Origin of the sequence: Chryseobacterium sp. Marseille-Q3244 (assembly GCF_940807095.1) — a bacterium.
Classification (GTDB): domain Bacteria; phylum Bacteroidota; class Bacteroidia; order Flavobacteriales; family Weeksellaceae; genus Chryseobacterium.
Genome location: NZ_CALNWX010000002.1, coordinates 139,186 through 164,662, shown reverse-complemented (window position 1 = coordinate 164,662; position 25,477 = coordinate 139,186). Strand labels below are relative to the sequence as shown.

Sequence of the window (25,477 nt, the reverse complement as noted above, 5' to 3'; positions counted from 1 at the left end):
CTGATTTGACCTTAAAATAAACGGCGCCTGCATAGAAGTTCACAAAATTCTAGGCGCTGGTTTATTGGAAAGTGTGTATCATAAATGCCTGGAAGATGAATTAAGATTAAGAAATATTAGTTTTAAATCTGAACTGAAGGTTCCTGTAAATTATAAAGGAAAAGAAATAGATTGTGATTTCTTTTGCGATTTTTTAGTTGAAGATTTAATTGTTATTGAGCTCAAATCAGTTGTTCAATTAAATGATATTCATAGGGCTCAGCTTCTAAATTACATCAACTTAATGAAGAAACCTAAAGGCATCTTAGTTAATTTTAATGTAAAAAATCTTTATCATGACGGACAGGAAACCTTTGTAAATAAATACTACGACATGCTTTTTTGATCTTTAAAGATCAAAGCTATTTACTTAAAAACTTTTGTGACTTTTGTGGTTTTATCATTTTTATAGTTAACTAAAAATATGAAAACAGTAACCCCCTCTGAGATAACCGCCGTACAGCTTCAGACCATCATGCAAACCGCCGTTTCACCTCGTCCTATTGCATTGGCTTCTACGGTGGATAGAGACGGCAATCATAACTTATCTCCATTCAGTTTTTTCAATATGTTCAGTACGGTTCCTCCAATTCTGATCTTTTCACCATCGAGGAGAGTACGTGACAATACTACAAAACATACGCTTGAAAATGTATTAGAAGTACCGGAAGTTGTTATTGGAACAGTAAACTTTCCAATCGTACAGCAGATTTCTTTGGCCTCTACGGAGTATGAAACAGGAGTCAATGAATTTGTAAAGTCTGGTCTTACGATGAAAAACGCTGACTTGATAAAACCCAAACTGATTGAAGAATGCCCTGTAAACTTTGAATGTAAAGTTTTAGAAATAAAACATTTAGGAGACCAAGGGGGAGCAGGAAATCTTGTGATCTGCGAGGTTCAGAAGATTCATATCAGGGAAGAATACCTGAATGAAGCAGGAAATTTAGATCAGCAAAAACTGGATATGGTCGCCCGTTTAGGGAGCAACTGGTATTCCAGAAGTAATGAAAACAGCCTTTTTGAAGTTCCTAAACCTTTGGTAACAAAAGGAATTGGCTTTGATCTTTTGCCGGATGCCATCAAATACAGTAAAGTATTTACAGGAAATGATTTGGGAATGCTGGCGAACGTTGAAGTTTTACCTTCCGGAGAATATTATTCTGATGAAAATATTCATGAAGATGCCCAAAAGCTATTGCTGGAAAGCAAAATTGATGAAGCCTGGAAGATTTTAATTAAATAGTATAAACACCATTACGCACATGAAGAAAAAGATTTTATTCCTTGTTCTATTAATCACTTTACAGTCTTGTTATATTATTCATGTCAAAAAAGATTACGGGATTTACAGTAAATCATTGGTGTTTTCAAAAGACAAAAAATGGCTGATTAACAACATCAAAACGGGTGTAGATTCGCACCACAGAGAAATGATGAGTAAAGAAGCCATGCAGCTATTTCAAGATTTAAGTAATGGCAATGCTTTTGATTTAAAAATGGCCAAAGCTGAACATATAATTCAAAACAGTATTCCGTTTGAACCTGAAGTGGAAGATCTTGAGACCTTGAAAAACAGTTCTGATTTTAATTTTCTGGTTAACATTTATACCATGAAGGTTCGTAGCTCTTTAGACCGTTCCATTGGTGAACTGGATGACTATAAGAAAAATGAAACCTTTGCGATGATGGATGTTTATGATATTAAAACCATGAAAAAAATATATTCATTGAAAGCGTCTTCTGAAGTTTCACTGGAAAAAGGTGAAAAGGCAACCATTTTCACTCCGACAAGTGAAATGATGACGATGAAAAACTTCAGAAGCCTTTTAAAATCAATAAAAAAGAATGCGGTAAAAACCGAAGAGTAAATTCATAAAAAAGGAGTGAAAATATCACTCCTTTTTTATTTAAAAACAACATTTATTTTTTCATAATACATACTTTTATATTAGTTTATCGTTAGCTTATGAAAAATAAATGCTGCGAGAATACACAAAAATGATTATTTGGATTCCAGCGCTTTTGAAACTGAGATCTTTCCTTTCTCAGAAAAGTCTATTATTTTACCGTTTTTATCAATCGAAACATTCAGATTGTCATTTTTAGAGTCATAATAAATAGAAGTAGCATATCCTGGACAATCATGCTGTTTACATCCATGAAGTTTATAGATTCCACCTTCAGATACAATAGGACTTTCTACGTCGAAATTTTTTATCATTTCATCATAATCTTTTCCTACCAATTTTTTCAATCTTTCAGTTAGGCCTTTGTCTTCAAATAATTTGACATCATGAGGATACTTTCCATCATTTTTGGTAATAATTTCAACTGGAACTGCTGCTGAAGAAGCAGTAGCCGTTACTGAATCCGTCTTTGGACTAACAGTAGAATCTTTTGGCATTACGGTAGCCAGCGTATCCGTACTTACAGAAGATTGAGTTTTGGTTTCTTTTTTACAGGAAATAACAGTTCCTAATAATAGCAGCGCGAATGCGCTCATAATAGCTTTTTTCATAATAATATTTAATATAGTGTAATTTATTACAACGTAATTATAATAGCTTTATTTTAAATTATTTACATTTTAAATACTGTTTCTGGAGACGTTCTTATTTTAAATTTTTAACTAAAAAATCAATACACTTTTCTGTTACAATATTCAGATCTTCCGGCAACGTAGAGTCTGTCCAGGGTTCTTTCGCTCCAAAGGTATGATTTCCATTTTCAATAAGAAAAAGTTCTGAATTCGGGTTAAGAATATGAAGATGCTCTGCGTGCTTTACGTCTACGGCTTCATCCTGCGTCCCATGGATAATCAGCATATAAGCTTTAGCCATTTCTGCAGCCCGTTCTACATCAAAACGGTGTATATTCTGCTCATAATCTTCATAAAACTGATAGTAATGAGGCATTTCTTGTTGAGTACGTCCATTCAAAGCATAATAAACACCTTCTTTCTTCCATTTTTCAAAAAAATCACCTGTGGGAAAACGATCCAAGGTATCTACGCTGGCGAGAGTAATCAATCCGTTGATTCTTTCATCCTCAAAAGTCTTAATAACGGAAATACCTCCTCCTCTACTGTGCCCCATCAGAATGATCTTTTCGGAATCTACATGCGGATCCAGGATAAAATGGTCAATAACAATCCCTAAATCAGACAATTCTTTGGTATAATTATTATTTCCAAAGGCTTCAAGATCGCCAAAATGATGAGGGTCATCTACAGTGGTTCCATTGTGAGAAAAATTAAACTTTACAAAGAAAAAACCTTCTCCTGCAAACTTCTCTCCCATTAAATCCCATGCTCCCCAATCTTTATAGCCTTTATACCCATGAACAAAAATGACCAAAGGCTGTTTTTCTTGAGTATCACTATAAAAAGCATCAGCAAGAAACCCTTTTGTTTCTTTATTTTCTAAATAAATATTCTTTTCCCTAATCAGATTCATAAAACAACAGGTTTTAATTCAATATTCTCAATATTTAAAACACTAATTTAATTTGAAATTTATGAAAAAAATTATTAAAAAATAACCTTATTTTTGCTACATGCAGAATTTAAGAACAGTAACGGTAATGCGTTACATTCTGCCATTGAGAGAGGGAGGCTCCCTTCCCGCCCTGGCAGAAGCTGATGATGACTTTAAGTATGTCTTAAAGTTCCGTGGCGCGGGTCATGGAGTTAAAATGCTGATCTCAGAATTTATAGGTGGAAAGATTACAGAAGCTTTGGGACTCAAAATTCCCGAATTGGTCTTTGTTAACCTTGATGCGGATTTCGGAAGAACAGAAGCCGATGAGGAAATACAGGATCTGCTAAAGTTTTCTGAGGGTTTAAATCTAGGATTGCACTATCTGTCCGGCTCCATCACCTATGATCCGGGAGTAAGTGTTGATCCGCTTCTTGCCTCAAAAGTAGTATGGCTGGATGCCTTTATTACCAATATTGACCGTACATTTAAGAATGCCAATATGCTGATGTGGAATAAAGAGCTTTGGATCATTGATAACGGTGCTTCATTTTATTTTCATCATTCATGGCAGAATTTTGATGCAGCGGCTAAAACTCCGTTCAAATATGTGAAAGATCATGTTCTTCTTCCTAAGGCTAAAATGCTGGATGAAGCAGATAAGTTTGCACATGAAGTACTGAACGAAACTCTTTTCAGGGATATTGTGAATGCTATTCCTGAAGATTGGCTGCACTGGAACGATGCGGATGAAACTCCCGAAGAGATCCGTGACATTTATTTTCAGTTCCTGAAAACCCGATTAGAAAATTCTCAAATCTTTGTAAACGAAGCTAAAAATGCAAGAGGATAAAATATACGAATACGCGGTAATACGCTTGGTACCCAAAGTTGAGAGAGAAGAATTTTTCAATATAGGACTGGTTATGTTTTCCAAAAAAGAAAAATTTATCCGGGTGGAATTTTATTTATGTCCTGATAAATTCAAGCTGATGCACAGCAAACTGGATTATGATGATATCATCCAAAACCTGGAGAGCTTTCAGAAAATTGCCAATGGAGATAAGGATGGCGGGCCTATTGCTCAGTTTGATATTCCTGAACGATTCCGCTGGCTTACTGCTGTAAGAAGTGCTGTTGTACAAACTTCAAGACCTCATCCCGGAAAATCTAAGGACCTGAATATTACTTTTGGTAAACTTTTTGAGGAGTTAGTAAAGTAATACTTCCCTCTAAAAAAAATCTTATGAAATCATCTATTAACAACATATCAATTGACAGGTTTTTCACAAACCTGTTTTTTATTTTATCTTTAAGTTTCTCAGGTTTATTTTTTTCTCAATCATTTTCTCAATCACCGGAAAAAGCTAAACGGGTAAAAAGTACACTTCTACCGGAAATAGCAATGGTTTCTGAAAATATCATTTATAAAACCAGTAAAAAAGGAGATTCTCTGATGCTGGATCTGTATACTCCCAAAAACTTTTCAGGTAAACTCCCTGTACTAATTTATGTTCACGGAGGCGGATGGATAGAAGGCAGTAAAGCCGTTTATGCTGACAATTATCTTGAAACAACGATTGCCAAACTGATGGAAAAGCAATATGCCGTGATCAGTATCAATTATACCCTTCTGAATGACAACACCTACTTTCCTCTCCCATTACAAGATACTAAGGATGCCGTACGATGGGTAAGAAAGAATGCTGAAAAATATAACTTCGACACTAATAATATAGGGCTGTTTGGGGCATCAGCAGGAGCCCATCTGTCTCTTGTAGCAGCCTACACCCCAGATGATGCATTTAAAGGAAGCCCTGACCTTTCATCTTATTCGGCAAAAGTAAATTATGTAGTTGACCATTACGGACCTGTTGATCTGAACAAACTTTTCCATACCAGACTGGGAACAATTCCGGTAGCCATGATTGGAATGGTCTCAAAAAAGATTGTTAATTTACAGCAAGGCCTGGTAAAAGGAATCTCAGGATATGATTTAACAAAAGATCAGGATAGAGCCATCGATTATCTAAAAACTATATCTCCTGCAACCTATACAGAAACGGGAGTTCCGACTTTAATTGTTCAGGGGAATAAAGATAAAATAGTTCCTTTAAGCCAGTCTAAAAAATTATATAGAAAACTTAAACGGGCAAAAATAGAAACTTCTTTAATCGTCATCGATAATGGAGTGCATAGTTTTTCTACAACAGATAAAGCAGCTCTTGATAAAATGACAGATCAAACGGTGAACTTTATCGTTTCTCAGAAAAAATAAAACTATACATCAGATCTACCAAAATAGTTAACAATCCCCATCATCAGAAATATAATCAAAAAATAAAACAACAAATCTGCTAGATTGATATACATATCACGTTTTTTTATTAAAAAAATAATTACCTTGGCTAATATTTGATTCATTCTCAATAAAAAAGCCGATACTTTATATTATTCACTTAAAAAAAACTAAAGGATATGGATTTCTTGAACAATATCAATGCACTTACCCTTATATTTACATCGGTACTTATTTTTGCCATAGCTTACCGGTTTTATGGTATTTTCATTGCCAACAAAGTACTTAAACTTAATGATCATCACACCACTCCCGCAGTAGAATTTGCAGATGGAAAAGATTATGTAGCAACGAATAAAAATGTACTTTTCGGACATCATTTTGCTGCTATTGCGGCCGCTGGACCTCTTGTGGGACCTGTTTTGGCAGCTCAATTCGGGTATTTACCCGGCGCTCTTTGGATTTTAATTGGCTGTGTATTGGGCGGAGGAGTGCATGACATGGTTGTTTTATTTGCTTCGGTTCGGCATAAGGGGCAAAGTCTTGCTACCATCGCTTCAAAAGAAATTGGTAAAACAACCGGAACAGTAGCCGGTTTTGCCATTTTATTCATATTAATTCTCACATTGGCAGGATTGTCACTTGCCTGTATCAATGCGATGCACGAAGCCTCATGGTCATTATTTACGGTAATCATTACAATGCCTATTGCCATCATTATGGGGCTGATTATGCGTTATAAAAAAAATAGTGTTCTTTTTGCAAGTATTCTGGGAGGAATCCTATTAATTGCCGGAATTATCGGTGGGCATAGTCTTATGCAAAATCCTACCCTGAATAATTTATTTTCATGGGATATTAAAACCATTTCTATTGCTATACCTCTTTATGGTTTCCTGGCATCGGTATTACCTGTTTGGCTGCTTCTCGTTCCGAGAGATTACCTTTCAACTTATCTTAAAATCGGGACGATCATTATGCTAGCCATTGGCGTTATTGTCATCCACCCTACTGTACAGATGCCAGCTATTACAGCATTTGTAAATGGTGGTGGCCCTGTCATTGGAGGTCCTGTACTTCCCTTTATTTTTATTGTGATTGCCTGTGGAGCAATTTCAGGATTTCATGCCGTGATTGCTACAGGAACAACACCGAAAATGCTCAACAAAGAAAGAGAAATTCTTTTCGTGGGATATGGTGCCATGCTGGTAGAAGGCTTTGTCGCACTCATGGCTTTAATTGCTGCCTGCACCCTGATGCCAGGCGACTATTTCGCGATCAATACCCCGAAAGAGGCTTATGATTCATTCCTTGCAACGCACCCTTCATTACATGGAGTAGACATCGATTATTATTCTCAAAAAATAGGTATTGACCTTTATGGAAGAACGGGCGGTGCCGTATCTCTGGCGGTAGGAATGGCTCATATTTTTAACAAAATCCCTTATATGGATCAACTAACCGCCTACTGGTATAATTTTGCCATTATGTTTGAAGCTGTTTTTATTCTTACAGCTATTGATGCCGGCACCAGAGTAGGACGTTTCTTTTTACAGGAAATGCTAGGATCTGTTGTTCCAAAATTTAATGATAAAAACTGGGTTCCCGGAATTATCATCAGTAGTTTACTCTTTACTTTTGCCTGGGGATATTTGGTATATACCGGAAATGTAAGCAGTATCTGGCCATTATTTGGAATCAGTAATCAACTGTTGGCTGCTTGTGGCTTAATTGTCTGTACTACGATGCTCATCAGAATGAACAGGGGAAAATATGCACTATGTTCTGCCATTCCCGGTGTTTTTATGGCAATCATTACTTTCTGGGCAGGATACATTCAGGTGACCAGCATTTATATTCCCAAAGAACAATATCTACTGGCTGCTTTAGCTGTAACAGCAATGATACTGATGCTGATTGTTTTCATAGGGGCTTTCAGGAAATGGTACCAGCTTCTTCAGATCAATACAACAGAAATTGATTATTACGGAGAACCGGTAAAAGAGCTGGTAGAGAGATAATATGCTTTCTACAAAATCTGTTAAAGCCTTTTGCTTCCTCTGATAATTTTTATACATTTGTTTTGCTTTAGGGGTATTCTGAAAAGAATTGAGAGAGTCCCTTTGAACCTGATACGGCTTACACCGACGTAGGAAAAAGCAAAATGACGTGATTTCTTGATGTCTTTTGTTTCGGATTTTTTCCTAAAGCTATTTTTATTTTAATGATAACAATGGAAAAAAATCTTTGGCAAGAAGTTCAACTTGTACGACAAAAGTCTCCTCTTGTTCATAACATAACCAACTATGTAGTGATGAACAATACTGCCAATGCTCTTTTGGCTGCAGGAGCTTCTCCGATTATGGCACATGCCCACTCTGAAATCAAAGAAATGATCAATATAGCCCATTCGGTGGTTATTAATATTGGTACTCTTGATGAATATTGGGCAGAATCTATGCTTATAGCTGCTGAAACTGCTGATACACTCCATAAACCCTGGGTGTTGGATCCGGTTGGTGCAGGAGCTACCTCTTTTCGTGATCAGGTATTACATCAGCTGTTACAATTCCATCCTACAGTAATCAGGGGTAATGCTTCTGAGATTATCGCACTCGCCAAAACCAATACAACAGTCACCAAAGGGGTAGACAGTACAGCAGAAAGTAATGACGCTGTTGAAGCTGCACACATCCTGGTTAACCAATACAACGCTATCGTATGTATTTCGGGTGAAACGGATATTATCCTGAGCCAAAATCAATCTATACAAATCAAAAACGGACATGCTCTCATGACCAAAGTAACGGGTCTGGGATGTTCTGCAACAGCATTAATCGGAGCATTTATAGGTGTTACGGAAGATACAATATCTGGAACTGCCGCTGCAATGTCATTATTGGGAATAGCAGGCGAAATGGCTGTTCGTGAAAGCAAAGGCCCAGGCAGTCTTCAAGTCAACTTGATTGATAAACTATACAACATTACAGAAGAAGAATTTAACGGTCATTTAAAAATTGAAAGATCATGAGTATAAATACTTTCCCTTACTCATTATACCTGGTAATTTCTGAAGCAGATTGTATGGGAAAAAACTTCCTGGAAGTTGCTGAACAGTCCATATTAGGAGGTGTGGATATTATACAGCTTCGTGAAAAAAATGACAACAATGAAATATTCCTTCAAAAAGCCACACAGCTTATTGAAATTACAGATAAATATGGTATTCCTCTTATCATCAACGATAATATCACTGTTACTGAAAAAGTAAATTCAGCTGGAATACACGTTGGCAACAGCGATGCAACTCCTCGGGATCTAAGGCAGAGACCTTTGATCGGGAATAAAATGATTGGTTATTCTATAGAACACCTGGCTCAGCTTGGCAACGAACAAACTGCAGTAGCCGACTATCTGGGAATAAGCCCTGTTTTTAAAACAAAAACCAAAACAGATACTATTATAGAATGGGGATTGGAAGGAATTACTCAAATCAGGCAGCTTACAGAAAAGCCTTTGGTTGCAATAGGCAATATTCATCTGAAAAATGCAAGAGCAGTAATCAATGCCGGAGCAGATTGTCTCGCAGTAGTTTCCGCAATATGCAGTGCTGCTGATCCTCAAAAAGTAGCTTATGAATTAAAAAATGAAATTGTAAAATGAAAAAATACAAATATTCTTCCGTATTAACTATTGCAGGTTTCGACGGAAGCGGCGGTGCTGGTATTCAGGCTGACATTAAAACAACTTCTGCTCTAGGTTGCTTTTCCACATCTGTATTAACGGCTTTGCCTGTACAAAATACACAGGGAGTACGAAAAATATATCCTATTCCCGTAGAGGCAGTTGCTGACCAGATCAAAGCCATTTTGGACGACATTGTTCCCGATGCTATAAAAATTGGAATGGTTCATACGTCTCAACTGGTAGAAACTATTGTTTCCACATTAGCAGAATATCCTAAAATACCTATTGTCTTTGACCCTGTAATGGTTGCCACCAGCGGACATCGTTTAATTGAAGAAGAAACCATCACAGCACTCACTGAAATGCTTTTCCCCATTGCTGATGTTATCACTCCCAATATGGATGAAGCTGCAATTTTAGCAGATATGAAAGTAGAAACTTTAGAAGATTTATACACAGCCGGAAAGAAAATCAAAAAGCTGGGGTGTAAAACAATTCTTCTTAAAGGTGGTCATCAGGAAACCTCAACGATTACGTCACTGTTTTATGATGAACATGAGAATTTTCATTCTTTCGAAACAATAAAATTTGACACGAACAATACTCATGGTTCCGGTTGTACACTTTCTTCAGCAATAGCAGCATATATTGCTCAGGGAAAATCCTTATATAATGCTGTTTCACTGGGACAAGAATATATTTATCAAGCCATAAAAAACGGCATAGATGTGCAAACAGGGCTAGGAAATGGTCCTCTTAATCACTTTTTTAATCCACAAAAACTTATCAAAAATGAAATGGTCTGAACAAACCTGGAACGCTATAGAAAAACATTATCAGTCTATCCTTGATATGCCTTTTATCAAAGAACTTTCTGATGGTACCCTACCACAGAAAAAATTCCGTTTTTATATGGCTCAGGACTCTTTATATCTGGAGCACTTTGGAAGAACACTCTCAATCATTGCTGCAAAGATTACTGACCTTCAGGATGTACTCACTTTTATACGTTTCGCTGAAAATGCCATTGTAGTAGAAAATGCCCTGCATGAATCTTACTTCAAAGATTTTGGTTTGAGTGATAAGGGGGTTTTAGAACCTGCTTGCCATCATTATATTCACTTTCTGAGAAGCACGGCAGCTCTGGAATCTGTGGAAATTGCAGTAGCTGCAGTTCTCCCCTGCTTCTGGATCTATCGCGAGGTTGGAAATTATATTTACGAGATTCAAAACACGGTTAACAATCCCTATGAAAAATGGATCGCCACCTATGCTGGAGAAGAGTTTTCAGCGGCAGTGGATCAGGCTATTGCTATAGGTGATAAAATAGCAGAAAATAGTACTGAAGAAACCAGAAAAAAAATGACCGAAGCTTTTATTATGGCATCCAGAATGGAATTCCACTTTTGGGAAGCTGCTTACGAATTGAAAAGATGGAAGTAAAGAAGAGACACAATACCTCAATCATCCATTATGTTATCAACTTCTACAACAAAAAAACGGAACCAACTTTTGATTCCGTTTTTTTATAGATATAAAATTTGATTAAAAATTGAAATTAAGTCTTGTGAAAACATACCGCCCGTTCTGCCCAAACTGTGAAGTGGAGCGCGAGTAAATAAACTGATCGTTATTACTTGAAGCCGGTAAATTTTTAGTAGGATAAATATCAAACAGGTTATTAACACCTACCGTCAACCCGATATTTTTGGTAAACTGATACGCTGCAGAAATATCGGTGATAATCTTATCTCCTATTGTTTGATGCTCATTAAATCCTATAATTCCATCTCCGTTAGCATCAAGAACATCGGCACCGGTTACTTTTCCGAAATAAGTATTTCTAAGATAGAAACTTGCTCCTTTCCATGTTAATGTGTGAGAAAGGCTTGCTTTTACTCTTGGTACGGCCTCTTCCAGATAGATTCTTGATTTTTCAGAGAAATAGACCTTTTCAAGAGCCGGAGATTTCAACAGCCCTGCTGAATGAATTTCACCCACCTGCTTAGTCTGGTTCAAGTTGATCGCAAAATTATTATCCAGTTTTATGCCTGAAAATCTTGCGTTATGGGAAATCACAATATCCAACCCTTTGGTTTCCGTATCGATGGCATTGGTGAAAAACTGAGCTGCATTTACATTTAATTTATCAAATTCTATTTGAGCATCGGTAGGTACATCTTTTCTTAAAAACTGATCGGTAAGAATAATTCTGTTATCAATCTTAGTAAAATAACCGTCCGCTGTGAATGTCAAATTCACTGATGGAATTTTATACGTAAATCCTACACTCGCTGACTTTGAGGTTTCCTGTTTAAGTTTCGGGATATTCAACTGTCCTGCCAATCGGGAATCATTACTGTATGTTCCCACTTCCAGAAGCTGTCCTCCTGTAAATAAGGTAGAAGTTACATTATAGTAAATCTGGTGTATAGACGGAGCCCTGAATCCGGTAGACCCTGCAAATCTCACATTAAAATTAGGAGCTACTTTGATTCTTGAAGCTAATTTATAATTAAATGTAGATCCAAAATCCGAATAATTCTCATATCTCGCTGCTGCATCCACTAAAAGCCAGCTGGTAAAGTTTAACTCTACATCTGCATACGCTGCCAACGACTGTCTATTCTTATTCACCGCATTTTCAGGTTTGAAACCACTGAATACCTGTGAACCTCCTGGCAAAGAAGCTCCAAAAAAGTCTGTAGGCCTTGATGTAGTATTATTCCATGGATTTCCTAAAACATCATAGGTAGTATATGATGCTTCTTCACCAGCAGTCATTTTAAAATTCTCAAAACGGTGCTCTCCTCCAAATGCTACATTCAATCCCTCCAGAACATCATATTTTTTAGAGAAATCTAAATTGATAGTATTTTGGGTAAACCTTAATCCTCCTGCATCAAACTCATTAGGAGAAGCAAACCTTAAAGAAGTGTTTCCGGTATTTCTGATATTGTAGGTAAAGGAGTTTTGCCCAAAGGTATTGCTGAAATCAATATTCCATCCTTCCCATTTTCCTTTAATTCCTGCTGCTAATGAAATATCCTGAATATCGGTTCCTATCTGTGGCAGGTAACCGCTAGGATATAAGCCTGTAAAGGTTCTGCTTTCCCTCGGTCTTCTGTAAAATCCTCCGGAAACTCCATGTCTTAAACTGTATCCTCCAAAAGTATACACCTTCCAGTTATCACTTACAGGTACCTCAGCATTGATAAAAAGCTGGTGATTATTAAGTTTAGACTGCCCTACCTGCATGTTGAAATCTTTTCTCGTCTGCCCTCTGTAAGCAAGTTCCTGATCGGTGATATAATTCAAATAATTGGTAGTAAACCTGGTAGGATCCGACAAAACTTTCTGTAAAGCAGAAATAGAATTAGCTCCCTGTATAGCAGTTTGTAAATCCTGAGAAAAATAACTTACTTCTGGTGCATATTGGTGAATATAGTTTACAATTTGCTGAGAATTTGGAGTATTTCCAATATCAGTAAAAAGAGAAGAAAGATTGACTCCATTTTTCAGGGCACGTTGCTCAATAGCATTATAAGCATTATAAATAGGAGCATTTTCTGTTCCTGCCCTGTACGTAGGGTTTCTAAACTGTGAAGACCAGGTAATATTGAAAAAACCACCTTTGGTTCCTATTTTATTTCCATAATTCAGGTCAAGCTGAATATTCTGTCCGTCAAAATTCCCGGTATGATCGTTCGCTGCAGGCGTTAAGTTTCCACCATAGCTGATCTGACCGGTTAGTTTTCCGGTATCTCTTTTTAATTCAAGGTTCATCACTCCGGCAATTGCATCAGAACCATATTGCGCGGCAGCTCCATCTCTTAAGACTTCTATTCTGTTTAAAGCAAAAGAAGGAATAGCATTTAAGTCAGTTCCTACAGTTCCTCTTCCCGGTGTTCCGTTTACATTAACCAGTGCAGAAGTGTGTCTTCTTTTTCCGTTGACCAATACCAATACCTGATCCGGTCCCAATCCTCTCAACTGGGCAGGATCCAAATGATCTGTTCCATCCGAATTGGTTTGAACAGTAGAGGTAAAAGAGGGTGCAATGGCATTTAGAATTTGCCCGATACTTGACTGGGGAAGTACAACTGAAGCTTCCTTAAGGTTGAATACATCTACAGGTACCGGACTGTCTGCTTTTGATCTTGCTCCGGCTCTGGATCCAAGGATAACAACTTCTTCTACTTTATTGGTTGTGACACTGTCTTTTTTTGTTTTAATGCTGTCTTTCTCCTGTCCATAGGTAAAAACTCCTAAAAAGAATAGAACAGAAGCGGAAAGAATAGTTTTTTTATTTCTCATATCATTTCATCAATTTGATTAAACATTTATGTTTTTTGCAGGTGCAAATGTAAAGTATATTTATTAGTCTACAAAATCAATAGACTTTGTTTTTATAAAAAATGATAATCGTTTCTTTCTATCCCTTATTTAAAATTACTACTTTTTCCAATAAGGTAAAGGTATTTAATAAAAAAAAACGGACTCAAAAATGAATCCGTTTATCGTATTTAAAAGCTATTTTAAAGCATTAAATCTTAATAAGTTTAGCATATTTCAGAATCAGGTTTTTCTCTCCTTCATGCATGAATACAACTTTTGCTTTGATATTCTGAGGATCTGTCCCATCCAGGAAAGTAACTTCCCCAACGCCGAAACGATCGTGTCTCACTTTATCTCCCACTTCAATATCCTGAGAGGAAGCTCCACTTGGATTGATGATTTTGGCAGTGCTTACCGGTTTCAATTTTCTTACTTCCTGAGCAGGTTTTGAATTATCTTCACTTCTATTAAGTGTCTTTTTCTCTACCTTTTTGAAAGATTTTAATTCAGATGGATGTTCATCAAAAATATTGGATTTTACTCCAGAATTATTGATAAACCTTTTTTCCATAGCCGGATTAAGGAATTCTATATACTCATCATCAATTTCACTTAAGAATCTTGATGGTTCTGCATCTGTAATTTTCCCCCATTGGAAGCGGGAAATTGCATAAGAGAAGAATACTTGTTTTTCAGCTCTGGTTAATGCTACATAGAACAATCTTCTTTCCTCTTCAAGATCTTCTCGGGTGGCTGAACTCATGAAACTTGGGAAAAGGTTCTCTTCAAGACCCACCAAGTGTACAACAGGGAACTCTAGACCTTTGGAAAGGTGAATGGTCATTAATGATACCATATCATCTTCTGATTCCTTATCCTGAGTATCTGCAGAAAGGGCAATATTCTCAAGGAAATTGGAAAGACTCGGATCTCCGTCTTCCAGCTGTATTTGTTCTTCAATAAACCCTTGCATTGAGTTCATCAATTCCTGAACGTTTTCTACTCTTGATATTCCTTCAGGGGTTTGGTCATCTTTTAAAAACTTAATCAACCCACTTCGTTTAGCCACTTCCATAGCTACACTGTAGGCAGTTTCGGTTTTCAACAATACCTGGAATGCTTTAATCATTGACCAGAAATCATTCAGCTTGTTTAAAACACCATTATTAAGTCCTAATTGAGGAGCATACATGGGCAGGTTATCCAACACTTTTGAAACAGAAAGATTCTGGGCATCTGCAAAAACAATTAATTTGTTCTGTGTAGTTTCTCCAATTCCTCTGGCCGGATAGTTAATGATTCTCATTAATGCCTCCGAATCATTTTCATTGATTAAAAGACGCAGATAACCGATTAAATCTTTAACTTCTTTCCTTTGGTAGAATGAAAGTCCTCCATACACCTTGTATGGAATATTTTTACGTCTCAGCGCATCTTCAAATGCTCTGGTCTGAGAATTGGTTCTGTATAAAATAGCAAAGTCGCTATACTTTCTCTGGTCACGGTTTCGCAGTTCCCAGATATTTCCGGCTACAAAGTTCGCTTCATCAGCATCAGAAAGGGAACGGTATATTTTTATTTTATCTCCTTCTTCGTTATCACTGAAAACATTTTTCTTAAACTGCTGTAAGTTTTTAGCAATAACAACATTCGCTGCATTTACAATGTTTTGTGTGGAACGGTAGTTTTGTTCCAAAGATACAGTGATGGCATCCGGGTAGTCCTTTTTAAAATTCAGGATATTATAAATATTAGCTCCACGGAAAGAGTAAATAGATTGGGCATCATCCCCTACCACACAGATATTTTCAAATTTAGAAGCCAGTGCTTTTACAATAAGATACTGGGAATGGTTGGTATCCTGGTACTCATCTACCATGATATATCTGAATCTATCCTGATATTTGGCCAATACCTCCGGAAAACGGGTCAATAACTCATTGGTTTTCAATAACAGGTCATCAAAATCCATAGATCCGTTTCTAAAACATGCTTCTACATACTTTTGATAGATTTGTCCAATGAATTTCATATTTGCTTTTTCATCAGCTTCCATCAGTTCCGGATTGTTGAAATAAGCTTTTACTGTAATCAGGTTGTTTTTGTAAGTAGAAATTCTCGCCTGAACTTTTTTAGGTTTATAAAGATCAGCATCGATATTCATATCCTTCAATACTTTTTTAATCACATTCAATGCGTCCTGCTGATCGTAAATGGTAAAATTGGAAGGATACCCAAGATTATGCCCTTCAATCCGTAAAATTCTGGCAAAAACGGAGTGAAAAGTTCCCATCCAAAGACTTCTTGCATTGCTGTCTCCTACTACCTTTGCGATACGTTCTTTCATTTCACGGGCCGCTTTATTCGTAAAGGTAAGGGCAAGGATGTTGAAAGGATCTATTCCGTTATAGATAAGGTGAGCAATACGCATCGTAAGCACACGTGTTTTACCAGAACCTGCCCCTGCAAGCACCATCAAAGGTCCTTGTAAAGAGGTAACGGCTTCATATTGTGATTCATTGAGTCCTTTCAGATAATCCATACAGCAAAAAAATTTTTGGAATGACAAAATTAAGATATTCAGAGGAGAATTCAAATTATGAAATGTCAATAGTCGATTTTGCTTTACAAGTGAATCGTGAATTCTGCTTCGCAGGTGAATCGTGAATGATTGCAGTCACAAAAAATTGACAAGCGCATCGAATTGGCTATTCACTATTGACTTATCAGCTTTCAAAATTTCTGTAACATTTAATTCACTTTTCCTACTCATTGATAAACAATTTCTAACTTTATGAAAAAGCGACTTCTTTCTGCTGCTGCCGTAGCTTTCTTCGGGCTCATGCTGAATGCACAGCAAATCAAATTCGAAGAGTATGACCTTCCCAATGGTCTTCATGTAATTCTTCACCAGGATAATTCAGCTCCGGTAGTCACTACAGGTGTGATGTATCATGTAGGAGCTAAAGATGAAGTAAAAGGAAGAACTGGTTTTGCCCACTTCTTTGAACACCTTTTATTCGAAGGAACTCCAAACATTAAAAGAGGAGATTGGTTTAAGATCGTTTCCTCAAACGGAGGCCAGAACAACGCCAATACCACCAACGACAGAACCTATTACTATGAAACTTTCCCTTCCAATAACGAACAGCTTGGGCTTTGGATGGAAGCTGAAAGAATGCGTCACGCTGTTATCAATCAGATTGGAGTAGATACCCAAAGAGAAGTAGTAAAAGAGGAAAAAAGATTAAGAATGGATAACCAGCCTTATGGAAACCTTTTCTCCACAATTCAGAAGAATCTTTTTACCAATCACCCATACAATTGGCCAACCATTGGCTCCATGGAAGATCTTAACGCGGCAAAACTGGAAGAGTTCCAGGCTTTTTATAAGAAATTCTATATACCAAACAATGCTACTTTAGTGGTTGCAGGAGACATTAAACCTGAACAGACTAAAAAATGGATTGAAGAATATTACGGCGGTATTCCAAAAGGGACAGTTACTCCAAAAGATTTCCCTAAAGATGCTCCAATTACTCAGGAAAAAGAAGTGACTGCTACTGATCCGAATATTCAGCTTCCGGCTTATGTTTTTGCTTACAGAACACCAGCTAATAAAGAAAAAGATGCTTATGTTTTAGACATGCTTTCTTCTTATTTAAGCAATGGAAAATCTTCTGTTTTATACAAAAAATTAGTTGACCAGGAGAAAAAAGCACTTCAGGTAGCTGCTTTTAATCAAGGGCTTGAAGATTACAGTATTTTTGCCTTCTTTGCCATTCCGATGGGACAAACTTCTAAGCAGACTTTACAGACTGATATTGATGCGGAGATTAAAAAACTTCAGACTACTTTAATTTCTGATGAGGATTATCAAAAAATTCAGAATCAGTTTGAAAATCAATTTGTGAATCAGAATTCAAGCATTCAGGGAATCGCGGCATCTTTAGCAACAAACCATGTATTAATGGGAAATACTAACCTTATTAATAAGGAAATTGATATCTACAGATCTATCACTAAACAGGATATCCAGAATGCAGCTAAAAAATATCTGAATTCCAACCAAAGAATCATCATCAATTACGTTCCTGAGAAAAAATAATTTACCCATGAAAAAGCAATTCACTTATATAGCAGCGGCATTTTTATTTGCAGGAATGCTTTCTGCCCAAAAAATTGACCTTAATGCAATGCCAAAACCGGGACCTACTCCTGCAATCAACATTGCCAAACCAAAAACATTTCAGCTCAGCAACGGATTAACCGTAATGGTTGTTGAAAACAATAAACTGCCAAGAGTAAATACTACGCTCTCTATGGACAGACCTCCTTATTATGAAGGAAACATAACAGGAGTAAGCATGCTTATGGCAGAGCAACTTGATAATGGAACAACTCATCTTAGCAAGGATGAGTTTAATAAAAAAGTAGACTTTCTGGGAGCTAATATCAACTTCTCTTCTAACGGAGCTGCTTCAAACTCTCTTTCAAAATATTTTCCAGAAGTGTTGGGACTCATGGCTGATGCCATCGTAAATCCAAAATTCTCTGCTGAAGAAGTTCAAAATGCAAAAGAAAGAATTGTTGAAGGATTAAAAGCTGATGAAAAAAATGCTTCCTCTATTGCTGAAAGAGTATCCAATGCTTTGATGTATGGAAAGAATACATCAAGAGGAGAATTTGAAACTATTGAATCTATCAATAAAATTCAACTGGCGGACATTCAGAATATTTACAATAAATACTACGCTCCGGATAATGCTTACTTAGTCATTGTAGGAGATGTAAAATTTGACCAGATCAAACCTCTGGTTGAGAAAGCTTTTGGAAACTGGAAAAAATCAAATACAAAATTTGCAGCTTTAGAACCGGCTTCGAATGTTGCCAAAACAGAGATCAATGTGGTTGATGTACCTTCTGCTGTACAATCTGTATTATCTGTAAGCAACCTGAACAATCTTAAGATGAAAGACCCTAATTACTTCCCTGCTACGATGGCCAATTATATTCTCGGTGGCGGTGGCGAAGCAAGGCTTTTCATGAATCTTAGAGAAAAGAACGGATTTACTTACGGGGCCTATTCAAGTATGAATGCAAGCAAGTATTCTCCTGATTTTTCAGCGGAAACCAGCGTAAGAAATGATGTTACAGATAAGGCTGTGAAAGAAATGATGAATGAACTTAACGCCATTTCTACGGTTAAGCCAGAAGAATTAGAAAATGCTAAAGCTAAACTGAAAGGTTCTTTCATTATGTCTTTGGAAAAACCTGAAACCATTGCCAAATTTGCTTTAAACCAAAAAGTACAGGACCTTCCTTCAGATTTTTATACTAATTATTTAAAATCTATTGACAAAGTTACCGCAGCGGATGTCTCTAATGCTGTAAAAGCAACTATTCTTCCGAATCAAAGCAGAATTTTCATTGCAGGGAAAGCTTCTGATATTGCTGAAGGGCTTGAAAAACTAGGCTATCCTGTAAAATATTTTGATAAAGAAGCCAATCCGGTAACAAAACCATCAGCACAGAAAGTTGATGCTAGTGTAACCATTGGATCTGTAGCGGATAAATACATCAATGCAATTGGAGGCTTAGCAGCTGTTCAAAAAGTAACTTCCATTACTGCCGATGCAACAACTAAAGTTCAGGGAATGGATATGAACATGAAGCTGATCCAAGGGAAAGGTGGAAAAATGATGATGGAAATGAAAATGATGGGCAATACCCTTCAGAAAATCGTTTTTGATGGTAAAGAGGGATATGCTGAAGCACAGGGACAAAAAATTCCTTTGAATGATAAACAAAAAGCTTCTATGGCAGAACCGGAACTTTTCCCGGAACTTACTTTTGCTAAATCAACAGAATTGAAATTAGCAGGAATTGAAAAGTATAACAATGAAGATTCTTATGTGGTAAAAGGACCGAAGCAAACCTATTATTACAGTGTAAAAACCGGTTTAAAAACGGGTGAGATAAAAGTTGGAGAAGGAGGCTCTATGCCAACAAACTTCGCTGATTATAGAGACGTATCAGGTGTGAAACTTCCGTTCACTATTATCCAGAATATGGGTGGAATGGAGATCAACCTGGCTGTACAGTCTTACCAGCTTAACCAGGCTAAGGATTCTGACTTTAAATAATAAACAAACAATGATAGAAAAGGTTATCTCAATGTTGGGATAGCCTTTTTTTATTGTTGATTTTACTGGACATTCAACTTGTGAGAAAAATTAACAACAACGCATACATTTGAACGCGGTTATTCTTATCTTCACATTTGTTTCCCTCTATTCTAAGCATGTAATCATTGTTTGATTTCTAATTTTTTTGTTGTTGTGCCATATTTACCGATATCTTTTTTTGTCATTCAGTAAAAAAAGATTAAATTTGCCCATTCAAAAAGATATCAGAATTAATGGATACTATATTTACACTATTGATGGTTCTTATTATGATTGCTAGTATTTTATTAGTGATTGTTGTTATGGCTCAAAACCCAAAAGGTGGAGGTCTTTCCAGTACGTTCGGAGGGGCATCTTCTGCTCAGTTTGGAGTACAGAGAACCAATGATTTCATGGAAAAAGCAACATGGACTCTAGGCGGAACTATCATCGTTCTTATCCTTATAAGCGTTGTTGTTACTGGTAAACCGTCACAAGTGGCTCCAGCTCAGCAGCAACCAGTTAAAAAAGAAGCTCCGGCAAAACAATCTGCTCCTGCTTCTTCTACAACTACTACTCCGGCTCCAGCACCAGTTGCACCGGCTAAATAAGAAGATAATTTTTCTACATATAATAAAAGCAACTCAGATTGAGTTGCTTTTTTATTATCCTGTATTTTCAATATTTAGTCTTGAGTGATTGTCAGTATATCCATTGTCATTCTGACGAAGGAAGAAGCTCATATATTCCATTACATCCTAGAATAACACAAATAAATGTATATCATTCATCAATAACCTCCAGATTCTCTCTTCCAGCTTCCTTCCAACCTAAAATTACTTCAGCTTAATCTTCTCAATCTGGTAACGAAGCTTTAGACCTGCTTTTAAGAAAGAATACTGCATTGGTTTTGATTCTTTATAATATTTATCAATAAAGATCTGCATAGCACCATAAAAGCGCTGCAAATAAATATCATTCTTTATTGTACTTTCTCCTTTGTGATGAAGAAGAGAAGCCTGACCATAATAATAGTTTTTATATCCGTTTCTTATTAAAGTATAGCAAAGATCAATATCTTCCCCATACATAAAATAGGCTTCATCCAATCCTCCTATCTTTTCATACACCTCTTTTTTTACCAATAAAAATGCACCCGTCATCACTTCTATTTCAGCCACAGCATCCTCTTCTAAGTCATTCCTGTAGTAAGATTTGGAATTATTTTTTTTAAAATTGGTAAACAGCTTTTCAAAGGAATTAAACATATCCGGAACCGAACGTTTGCTTTCCGGCAGAAAATTTCCTTCTGCATCATGCATCCGTATTCCAAGGCACCCAAAATTCGGTTGGCTATCCGAAAAGTCTAAAAGATTCTTCATATAAAAACCTTCGAATTCCGTATCGGGATTTAAAAGCAGTATATATTCTCCTTTTGCATAATGTATAGCCTGATTATTAGCTTTTGAAAAACCACCATTCATTTCCGAAGCAATAAACTGTACTTCGGGAAATTCTGAGATGAGATCCCGCCATGAACTGTCTGTAGAAGCATTATCGATTACAATTACCTCATATTCCACCTCTTTTACATATTTCTGAATAGACCAAAGGCAATTTCTGAGTAATTGGGTAACATTGTAATTAACAATAATGATAGACAGCTTCATATTAATCCTTTTCGTTGTATGGTAATCTGTTGATAATAGATCTTCCGAGTGAAATTTCATCAGCATATTCCAGTTCATCTCCTACTGAAATTCCCCTTGCAATACTTGAAAAATTCACATTAAAGTTTTTAAACTTTTTATAAATATAATAGGCTGTGGTATCTCCTTCCATCGTAGCACTCAGCGCAAAGATAAACTCCTTTACCTTGCCTTCATTCAGTTTTCTTTCAATACTTGGAATATTCAGCTGGCTTGGCCCTACGCCTTCCATCGGAGAGATTTTCCCACCCAAAATCAGATATTTTCCACCGTACTTCCCTGTATTTTCAATGGCAATTACGTCCCGAACATCTTCAACAATACAAATCAACTCACCGCTTCTTTTCTCATTACTGCAAATCTCACAGATGTCAAAATCGGAAAAATTATGACACTCTTTACAGTATTTTATCTCGTTGACAAGATTAATCAGGGAATTTCCAAGGCTCACTGCTCTGGAACTGGGTTGCTTTAATAAATGTAATGCTAATCTCAAAGCCGTTTTCTTTCCAATCCCAGGTAACCCTGAAATTTCATCAACCGCCTTTGCTAACACTTTACTTGGGTAATCCATAGGTACAAAAATAAGGATTATTTGAGGAAAATGATCTATCCTGTAGAGGAGTTTTTGAGGTATTAAAAAGGAATGGTCAACCTTCAATCCGGCACGCTTTTTAATTCCTATCTTCAGTGATTATTCAATTGCGAAACAAAAATTCACTTTTCATGTTTAAAGCTTAAGATTTAGGAGTACCGATTAATCAACTTTTGCCCTATAAAGTTCAGGATAATTTTTTCTCATTTTCACAGTCCACCGTGTATTATCCATCATTTCCAAACCTCATCTCTACAACTTTCACCTCCCTAATGTCCCATTCTGACATTTTAAATACCTATTCTATCCTTATTTCCCATAACTCTAAAAAAACCGTTATATTTGCGGCTTAAATTAAATATGAAAAAAATTAACTAACACATGGTACTTAACAACCTAAATTATCCACTGGATTTCAAGTTTAAAATTTCGACACTAGCCAGTGACTTCAACATTACTGACAAAAATGGGAACTACGTAGCTTACGTACGTCAAAAAATGTTCAAACTGAAAGAAGACGTTATCGTTTTCAATGACGAAAGCAAATCAAAAGAACTTTTCAGAATCAGAGCCAATCAATGGATTGATTTCAATGCTTCTTATTCTTTAAATGATATTGTAGATAACAAAAGCTACGGTAGACTGGCAAGAAAAGGAATGCGTTCTATCTGGAAAGCAAGCTATGATATCCTTGATGCTAAAGACCAGCCTAAGTTCAAAGTACAGGAAGACAGTGCATGGGTAAGATTCTGGGACAGTTTTGTAGGTGAGCTTCCTATCATCGGAATGTTTACAGGATACTTCCTTAACCCATCTTATACGGTTACCGGTATTGACGGAAAAGCATACTTCAAACTTAAAAAAATGCCTTCATTCTTTGGAAGAAGATTCCAATTAGACAGATTGATTGACATTGATGATGAGGAAGAAAGTTTAGTAATCCTTTCATTATTAATGATGACCCTTCTTGAAAGAGCAAGAGGCTAACATTTCAAAACCATAAACACATGAAATATCTAATCATTTTATTTTCTGCATTTCTTTTAGTAGCCTGTAAAAAGGACAAAGAAACAGTTTCTGCAAATGCTGCAGCCGATTCTTCAAATATTGCTAAGGATTCTGCTACAGCAAGTATTCCTTCTGGAAAAATCCAGATTGAAACCATTTCATTTCCTGAGGAAATCAAAGAATGTTCATGCTATTTTGCAAGAAATAAGTCTGATTTTGAAGCTGAAAAATACATCTATGCAGACGATGCCGGAAAAACAGCTTACATGAAACTGGATGGTAAAAGACTCTCTATGAACCTTATCTCTTCAAGTGATATGGAAGTAGATGAAGAACTGACCAAAGAAATCGAAAATAATGATTACAAAATCTCCGTAAAAGGCAAAAAGATCAAAGGTGAAGAAGCCTTACTCTTCGAAGGTACCCTTACGATTGAAAAACCGGATGGCAGCGTTATTACAACACCCATCTACGGAGAATGTGGATGTTAACAATTAAAAACGAATAAGCTCATCCAACAATTTGCTTATTCGTTCTTTTATAATTCATAAAAATGCTTCTGTATCCCACGGAAGCATTTTTTATTTTGTAAATTTGAGAAAAATAAATTTCAATGGAATTATCTACTATAGAACCGCAAATAATCTGGAAAAATTTTTCCAAATTAAATGCAGTTCCAAGACCATCTAAAAAAGAGGAAAAAGTAATTGCTTTCATCAAAGGATTTGGTGAAAATTTAGGGTTAGAAACTACTGTAGACGAAGTAGGAAACGTAATTATTAAAAAACCTGCTACTGCAGGAATGGAAAACCGTAAATCGATTGTGCTTCAGTCGCATTTGGATATGGTTTGTCAGAAAAACAATGACGTTAATTTCGATTTCGAAACAGAAGGAATCAAAATGGAAATTGATGGTGATTGGGTAAAAGCAAAAGGAACCACTTTAGGAGCTGATAACGGTTTAGGAGTGGCTACCATTATGTCTATCCTTGAGAGCTCAGATATTCCTCACCCTGCACTAGAAGCTTTATTTACCATTGATGAAGAGACAGGGATGACTGGAGCTATCGGTTTAAAACCAGGACAGCTTACAGGAGAAATCCTATTAAACCTTGATACGGAAGAAGATGATGAAATTGACATCGGCTGTGCAGGAGGTGTTGATGTGACCATCACTCAAAACTATGCAACAGAAGCTGCGAAAGGACAAGTGGTAAGAATTGAAGTGAAAGGTTTACAGGGAGGTCACTCAGGAATGGATATCCATAAAGGTTTCGGAAACGCAAACATAATCTTGGGAAGACTTCTTTACAAAGGGTTGGAAAAGCAAAATCTGGAATTAATCTCTATTGATGGTGGTGGATTAAGAAATGCAATTCCAAGAGAAGGGGTTGCCATCATCTCTGTAAGAAATGCACAGGAATTCATTGAAGATGCCACTGCTCTTAAAAAAGAAATTTTAGAAGAATTTGCATCTGTAGAAGCAGGTCTTCAAATCAATATTGAAAACTCTACGTCTTCTGATAAAGCGATTTCCGAAGGTGATTCTAAAAAAGTAATACTTACTTTAAAAGCTCTTCACAACGGAGTATACAGAATGAGCCCGGATGTAGCGGACCTTGTAGAAGCATCCAACAACGTAGCTAGAGTTGAATTGAAAGGTGGGGAATTAAAGATTCTTAACCTTACAAGATCTTCTGTAGACTCTTCTAAATATTCTACTGCAGAACAATTGAAATCTGTAGCAGAATTAGCGGGAATGAATGTAGTATTCAGCGGTTCATACCCAGGATGGAAACCTAGACCAGGATCTGAAATCGTAAAGATCATGGAAAAGATCTATACAGAGAAGTTCAATGAGAAACCTCATGTAGTAGCTTGTCACGCAGGTTTAGAATGTGGTATCATTGGTGCTAATTATCCTGAAATGGAAATGGTAAGTTTCGGACCTACCATCAGAGGAGCGCACTCTCCTGATGAGAAAGCAAATATCCCATCTGCTCAGAAATTCTGGAGCTTCCTGAAAGATATTTTAGCGAATATTCCTCAGAAATAGAATAGGAAAATAACTATATTGAATATCCAAAGTCTTATGATTTTGGATATTTTTAATTTAACCCAATCATTAAGCTATATTAAGATATTAAGAATAATAA

At 36.5% G+C, this 25,477-nt stretch carries 23 protein-coding genes and 1 riboswitch; of the genes, 17 read left to right on the top strand and 6 right to left on the bottom strand.

Annotated features, from left to right (window positions below):
• The first annotated feature begins 73 nt into the window (after positions 1-73).
• The 3 genes from NBX25_RS03850 to NBX25_RS03840 all read left to right on the top strand — a co-directional run bounded on the left by NBX25_RS03850 (position 74) and on the right by NBX25_RS03840 (position 1,910).
• Positions 74-385: a GxxExxY protein gene (locus NBX25_RS03850; RefSeq protein ID WP_250253064.1), complete on the top strand. Its 312-nt coding sequence runs from the start codon at positions 74-76 to the stop codon at positions 383-385.
• Positions 386-463: 78 nt separating this feature from the next.
• The gene (locus NBX25_RS03845) at positions 464-1,285 is read left to right on the top strand and encodes a flavin reductase family protein (RefSeq protein ID WP_250252906.1); all 822 of its coding nucleotides are present in this window, start codon (positions 464-466) and stop codon (positions 1,283-1,285) included.
• 19 nt (positions 1,286-1,304) lie between these two features.
• Positions 1,305-1,910 carry a hypothetical protein gene (locus tag NBX25_RS03840; protein ID WP_250252905.1) on the top strand — a complete coding sequence of 202 codons (606 nt, stop codon included), beginning with the start codon at positions 1,305-1,307 and terminating at the stop codon, positions 1,908-1,910.
• 134 nt (positions 1,911-2,044) lie between these two features.
• Here the strand turns inward: NBX25_RS03840 and NBX25_RS03835 are convergent, their stop codons facing one another.
• Together NBX25_RS03835 and NBX25_RS03830 are read right to left on the bottom strand one after the other, a co-directional pair.
• Positions 2,045-2,560 (bottom strand): Ivy family c-type lysozyme inhibitor, encoded by a 516-nt coding sequence (locus NBX25_RS03835; RefSeq protein ID WP_250252904.1) that lies wholly within the window; start codon positions 2,558-2,560, stop codon positions 2,045-2,047.
• A gap of 94 nt (positions 2,561-2,654) precedes the next feature.
• Entirely contained in the window at positions 2,655-3,497 is an 843-nt protein-coding gene (locus NBX25_RS03830; RefSeq protein ID WP_250252903.1) for an alpha/beta hydrolase family protein, read from the bottom strand.
• Positions 3,498-3,597: 100 nt separating this feature from the next.
• Here NBX25_RS03830 and NBX25_RS03825 point away from each other — a divergent pair, with 100 nt between their 5' ends.
• From NBX25_RS03825 to tenA, 8 genes are all read left to right on the top strand, one after another.
• Positions 3,598-4,371 (top strand): HipA family kinase, encoded by a 774-nt coding sequence (locus NBX25_RS03825; RefSeq protein WP_250252902.1) that lies wholly within the window; start codon positions 3,598-3,600, stop codon positions 4,369-4,371.
• Positions 4,358-4,741, top strand: coding sequence for a DUF3037 domain-containing protein (locus NBX25_RS03820; protein ID WP_123908783.1), 384 nt, complete (start codon positions 4,358-4,360; stop codon positions 4,739-4,741). The genes NBX25_RS03825 and NBX25_RS03820 overlap by 14 nt, the downstream gene beginning before the upstream one ends.
• Before the next feature lie 23 nt (positions 4,742-4,764).
• Positions 4,765-5,796 carry an alpha/beta hydrolase gene (locus NBX25_RS03815; RefSeq protein ID WP_250252901.1) on the top strand — a complete coding sequence of 344 codons (1,032 nt, stop codon included), beginning with the start codon at positions 4,765-4,767 and terminating at the stop codon, positions 5,794-5,796.
• Positions 5,797-5,996: 200 nt separating this feature from the next.
• Positions 5,997-7,838 (top strand): carbon starvation CstA family protein, encoded by a 1,842-nt coding sequence (locus NBX25_RS03810; RefSeq protein ID WP_185145593.1) that lies wholly within the window; start codon positions 5,997-5,999, stop codon positions 7,836-7,838.
• A 59-nt stretch (positions 7,839-7,897) separates the two neighbouring features.
• Positions 7,898-7,990: riboswitch (TPP riboswitch) on the top strand.
• A 60-nt stretch (positions 7,991-8,050) separates the two neighbouring features.
• Positions 8,051-8,848 (top strand): hydroxyethylthiazole kinase, encoded by a 798-nt coding sequence (gene thiM / locus NBX25_RS03805; RefSeq protein WP_250252900.1) that lies wholly within the window; start codon positions 8,051-8,053, stop codon positions 8,846-8,848.
• A complete protein-coding gene (thiE, locus tag NBX25_RS03800) occupies positions 8,845-9,480 on the top strand; it encodes a thiamine phosphate synthase (RefSeq protein WP_250252899.1) in 636 nt (211 codons plus the stop codon). The genes thiM and thiE overlap by 4 nt, the downstream gene beginning before the upstream one ends.
• Positions 9,477-10,310: a bifunctional hydroxymethylpyrimidine kinase/phosphomethylpyrimidine kinase gene (gene thiD, locus NBX25_RS03795; RefSeq protein WP_250252898.1), complete on the top strand. Its 834-nt coding sequence runs from the start codon at positions 9,477-9,479 to the stop codon at positions 10,308-10,310. The genes thiE and thiD overlap by 4 nt, the downstream gene beginning before the upstream one ends.
• On the top strand, positions 10,297-10,947 hold the full coding sequence (gene tenA / locus NBX25_RS03790; RefSeq protein WP_250252897.1) for a thiaminase II: 651 nt from the start codon (positions 10,297-10,299) through the stop codon (positions 10,945-10,947). Before thiD ends, tenA begins: the two co-directional genes overlap by 14 nt.
• A gap of 102 nt (positions 10,948-11,049) precedes the next feature.
• Here tenA and NBX25_RS03785 read toward each other — a convergent pair whose 3' ends face one another.
• Both NBX25_RS03785 and NBX25_RS03780 read right to left on the bottom strand, forming a co-directional pair.
• Positions 11,050-13,821, bottom strand: coding sequence for a TonB-dependent receptor plug domain-containing protein (locus tag NBX25_RS03785; protein ID WP_250252896.1), 2,772 nt, complete (start codon positions 13,819-13,821; stop codon positions 11,050-11,052).
• A gap of 229 nt (positions 13,822-14,050) precedes the next feature.
• Positions 14,051-16,384, bottom strand: a complete 2,334-nt coding sequence (locus NBX25_RS03780; protein WP_250252895.1) for an ATP-dependent helicase — start codon at positions 16,382-16,384, stop codon at positions 14,051-14,053.
• A 252-nt stretch (positions 16,385-16,636) separates the two neighbouring features.
• On the opposite strand from NBX25_RS03780, the gene NBX25_RS03775 reads away from it, so the two are divergent.
• The 3 genes from NBX25_RS03775 to secG all read left to right on the top strand — a co-directional run bounded on the left by NBX25_RS03775 (position 16,637) and on the right by secG (position 20,620).
• Positions 16,637-17,950, top strand: a complete 1,314-nt coding sequence (locus NBX25_RS03775; protein WP_250252894.1) for a M16 family metallopeptidase — start codon at positions 16,637-16,639, stop codon at positions 17,948-17,950.
• Between the two features lie 7 nt (positions 17,951-17,957).
• Positions 17,958-19,988, top strand: a complete 2,031-nt coding sequence (locus NBX25_RS03770; RefSeq protein ID WP_250252893.1) for a M16 family metallopeptidase — start codon at positions 17,958-17,960, stop codon at positions 19,986-19,988.
• 275 nt (positions 19,989-20,263) lie between these two features.
• On the top strand, positions 20,264-20,620 hold the full coding sequence (gene secG, locus NBX25_RS03765) for a preprotein translocase subunit SecG (RefSeq protein ID WP_123908792.1): 357 nt from the start codon (positions 20,264-20,266) through the stop codon (positions 20,618-20,620).
• 225 nt (positions 20,621-20,845) lie between these two features.
• Here the strand turns inward: secG and NBX25_RS03760 are convergent, their stop codons facing one another.
• Entirely contained in the window at positions 20,846-21,685 is an 840-nt protein-coding gene (locus NBX25_RS03760; RefSeq protein WP_123911773.1) for a glycosyltransferase family 2 protein, read from the bottom strand.
• Positions 21,681-22,292: a recombination mediator RecR gene (gene recR, locus NBX25_RS03755; protein ID WP_123908793.1), complete on the bottom strand. Its 612-nt coding sequence runs from the start codon at positions 22,290-22,292 to the stop codon at positions 21,681-21,683. The genes NBX25_RS03760 and recR overlap by 5 nt, the downstream gene beginning before the upstream one ends.
• Before the next feature lie 402 nt (positions 22,293-22,694).
• On the opposite strand from recR, the gene NBX25_RS03750 reads away from it, so the two are divergent.
• The 3 genes from NBX25_RS03750 (at position 22,695) to NBX25_RS03740 (ending at position 25,377) form a co-directional block, all read left to right on the top strand.
• Positions 22,695-23,300: an LURP-one-related/scramblase family protein gene (locus NBX25_RS03750; RefSeq protein ID WP_123859244.1), complete on the top strand. Its 606-nt coding sequence runs from the start codon at positions 22,695-22,697 to the stop codon at positions 23,298-23,300.
• Between the two features lie 20 nt (positions 23,301-23,320).
• A complete protein-coding gene (locus NBX25_RS03745) occupies positions 23,321-23,812 on the top strand; it encodes a hypothetical protein (RefSeq protein ID WP_123859243.1) in 492 nt (163 codons plus the stop codon).
• Between the two features lie 122 nt (positions 23,813-23,934).
• On the top strand, positions 23,935-25,377 hold the full coding sequence (locus NBX25_RS03740; protein ID WP_123908796.1) for an aminoacyl-histidine dipeptidase: 1,443 nt from the start codon (positions 23,935-23,937) through the stop codon (positions 25,375-25,377).
• Positions 25,378-25,477 lie beyond the last annotated feature (100 nt).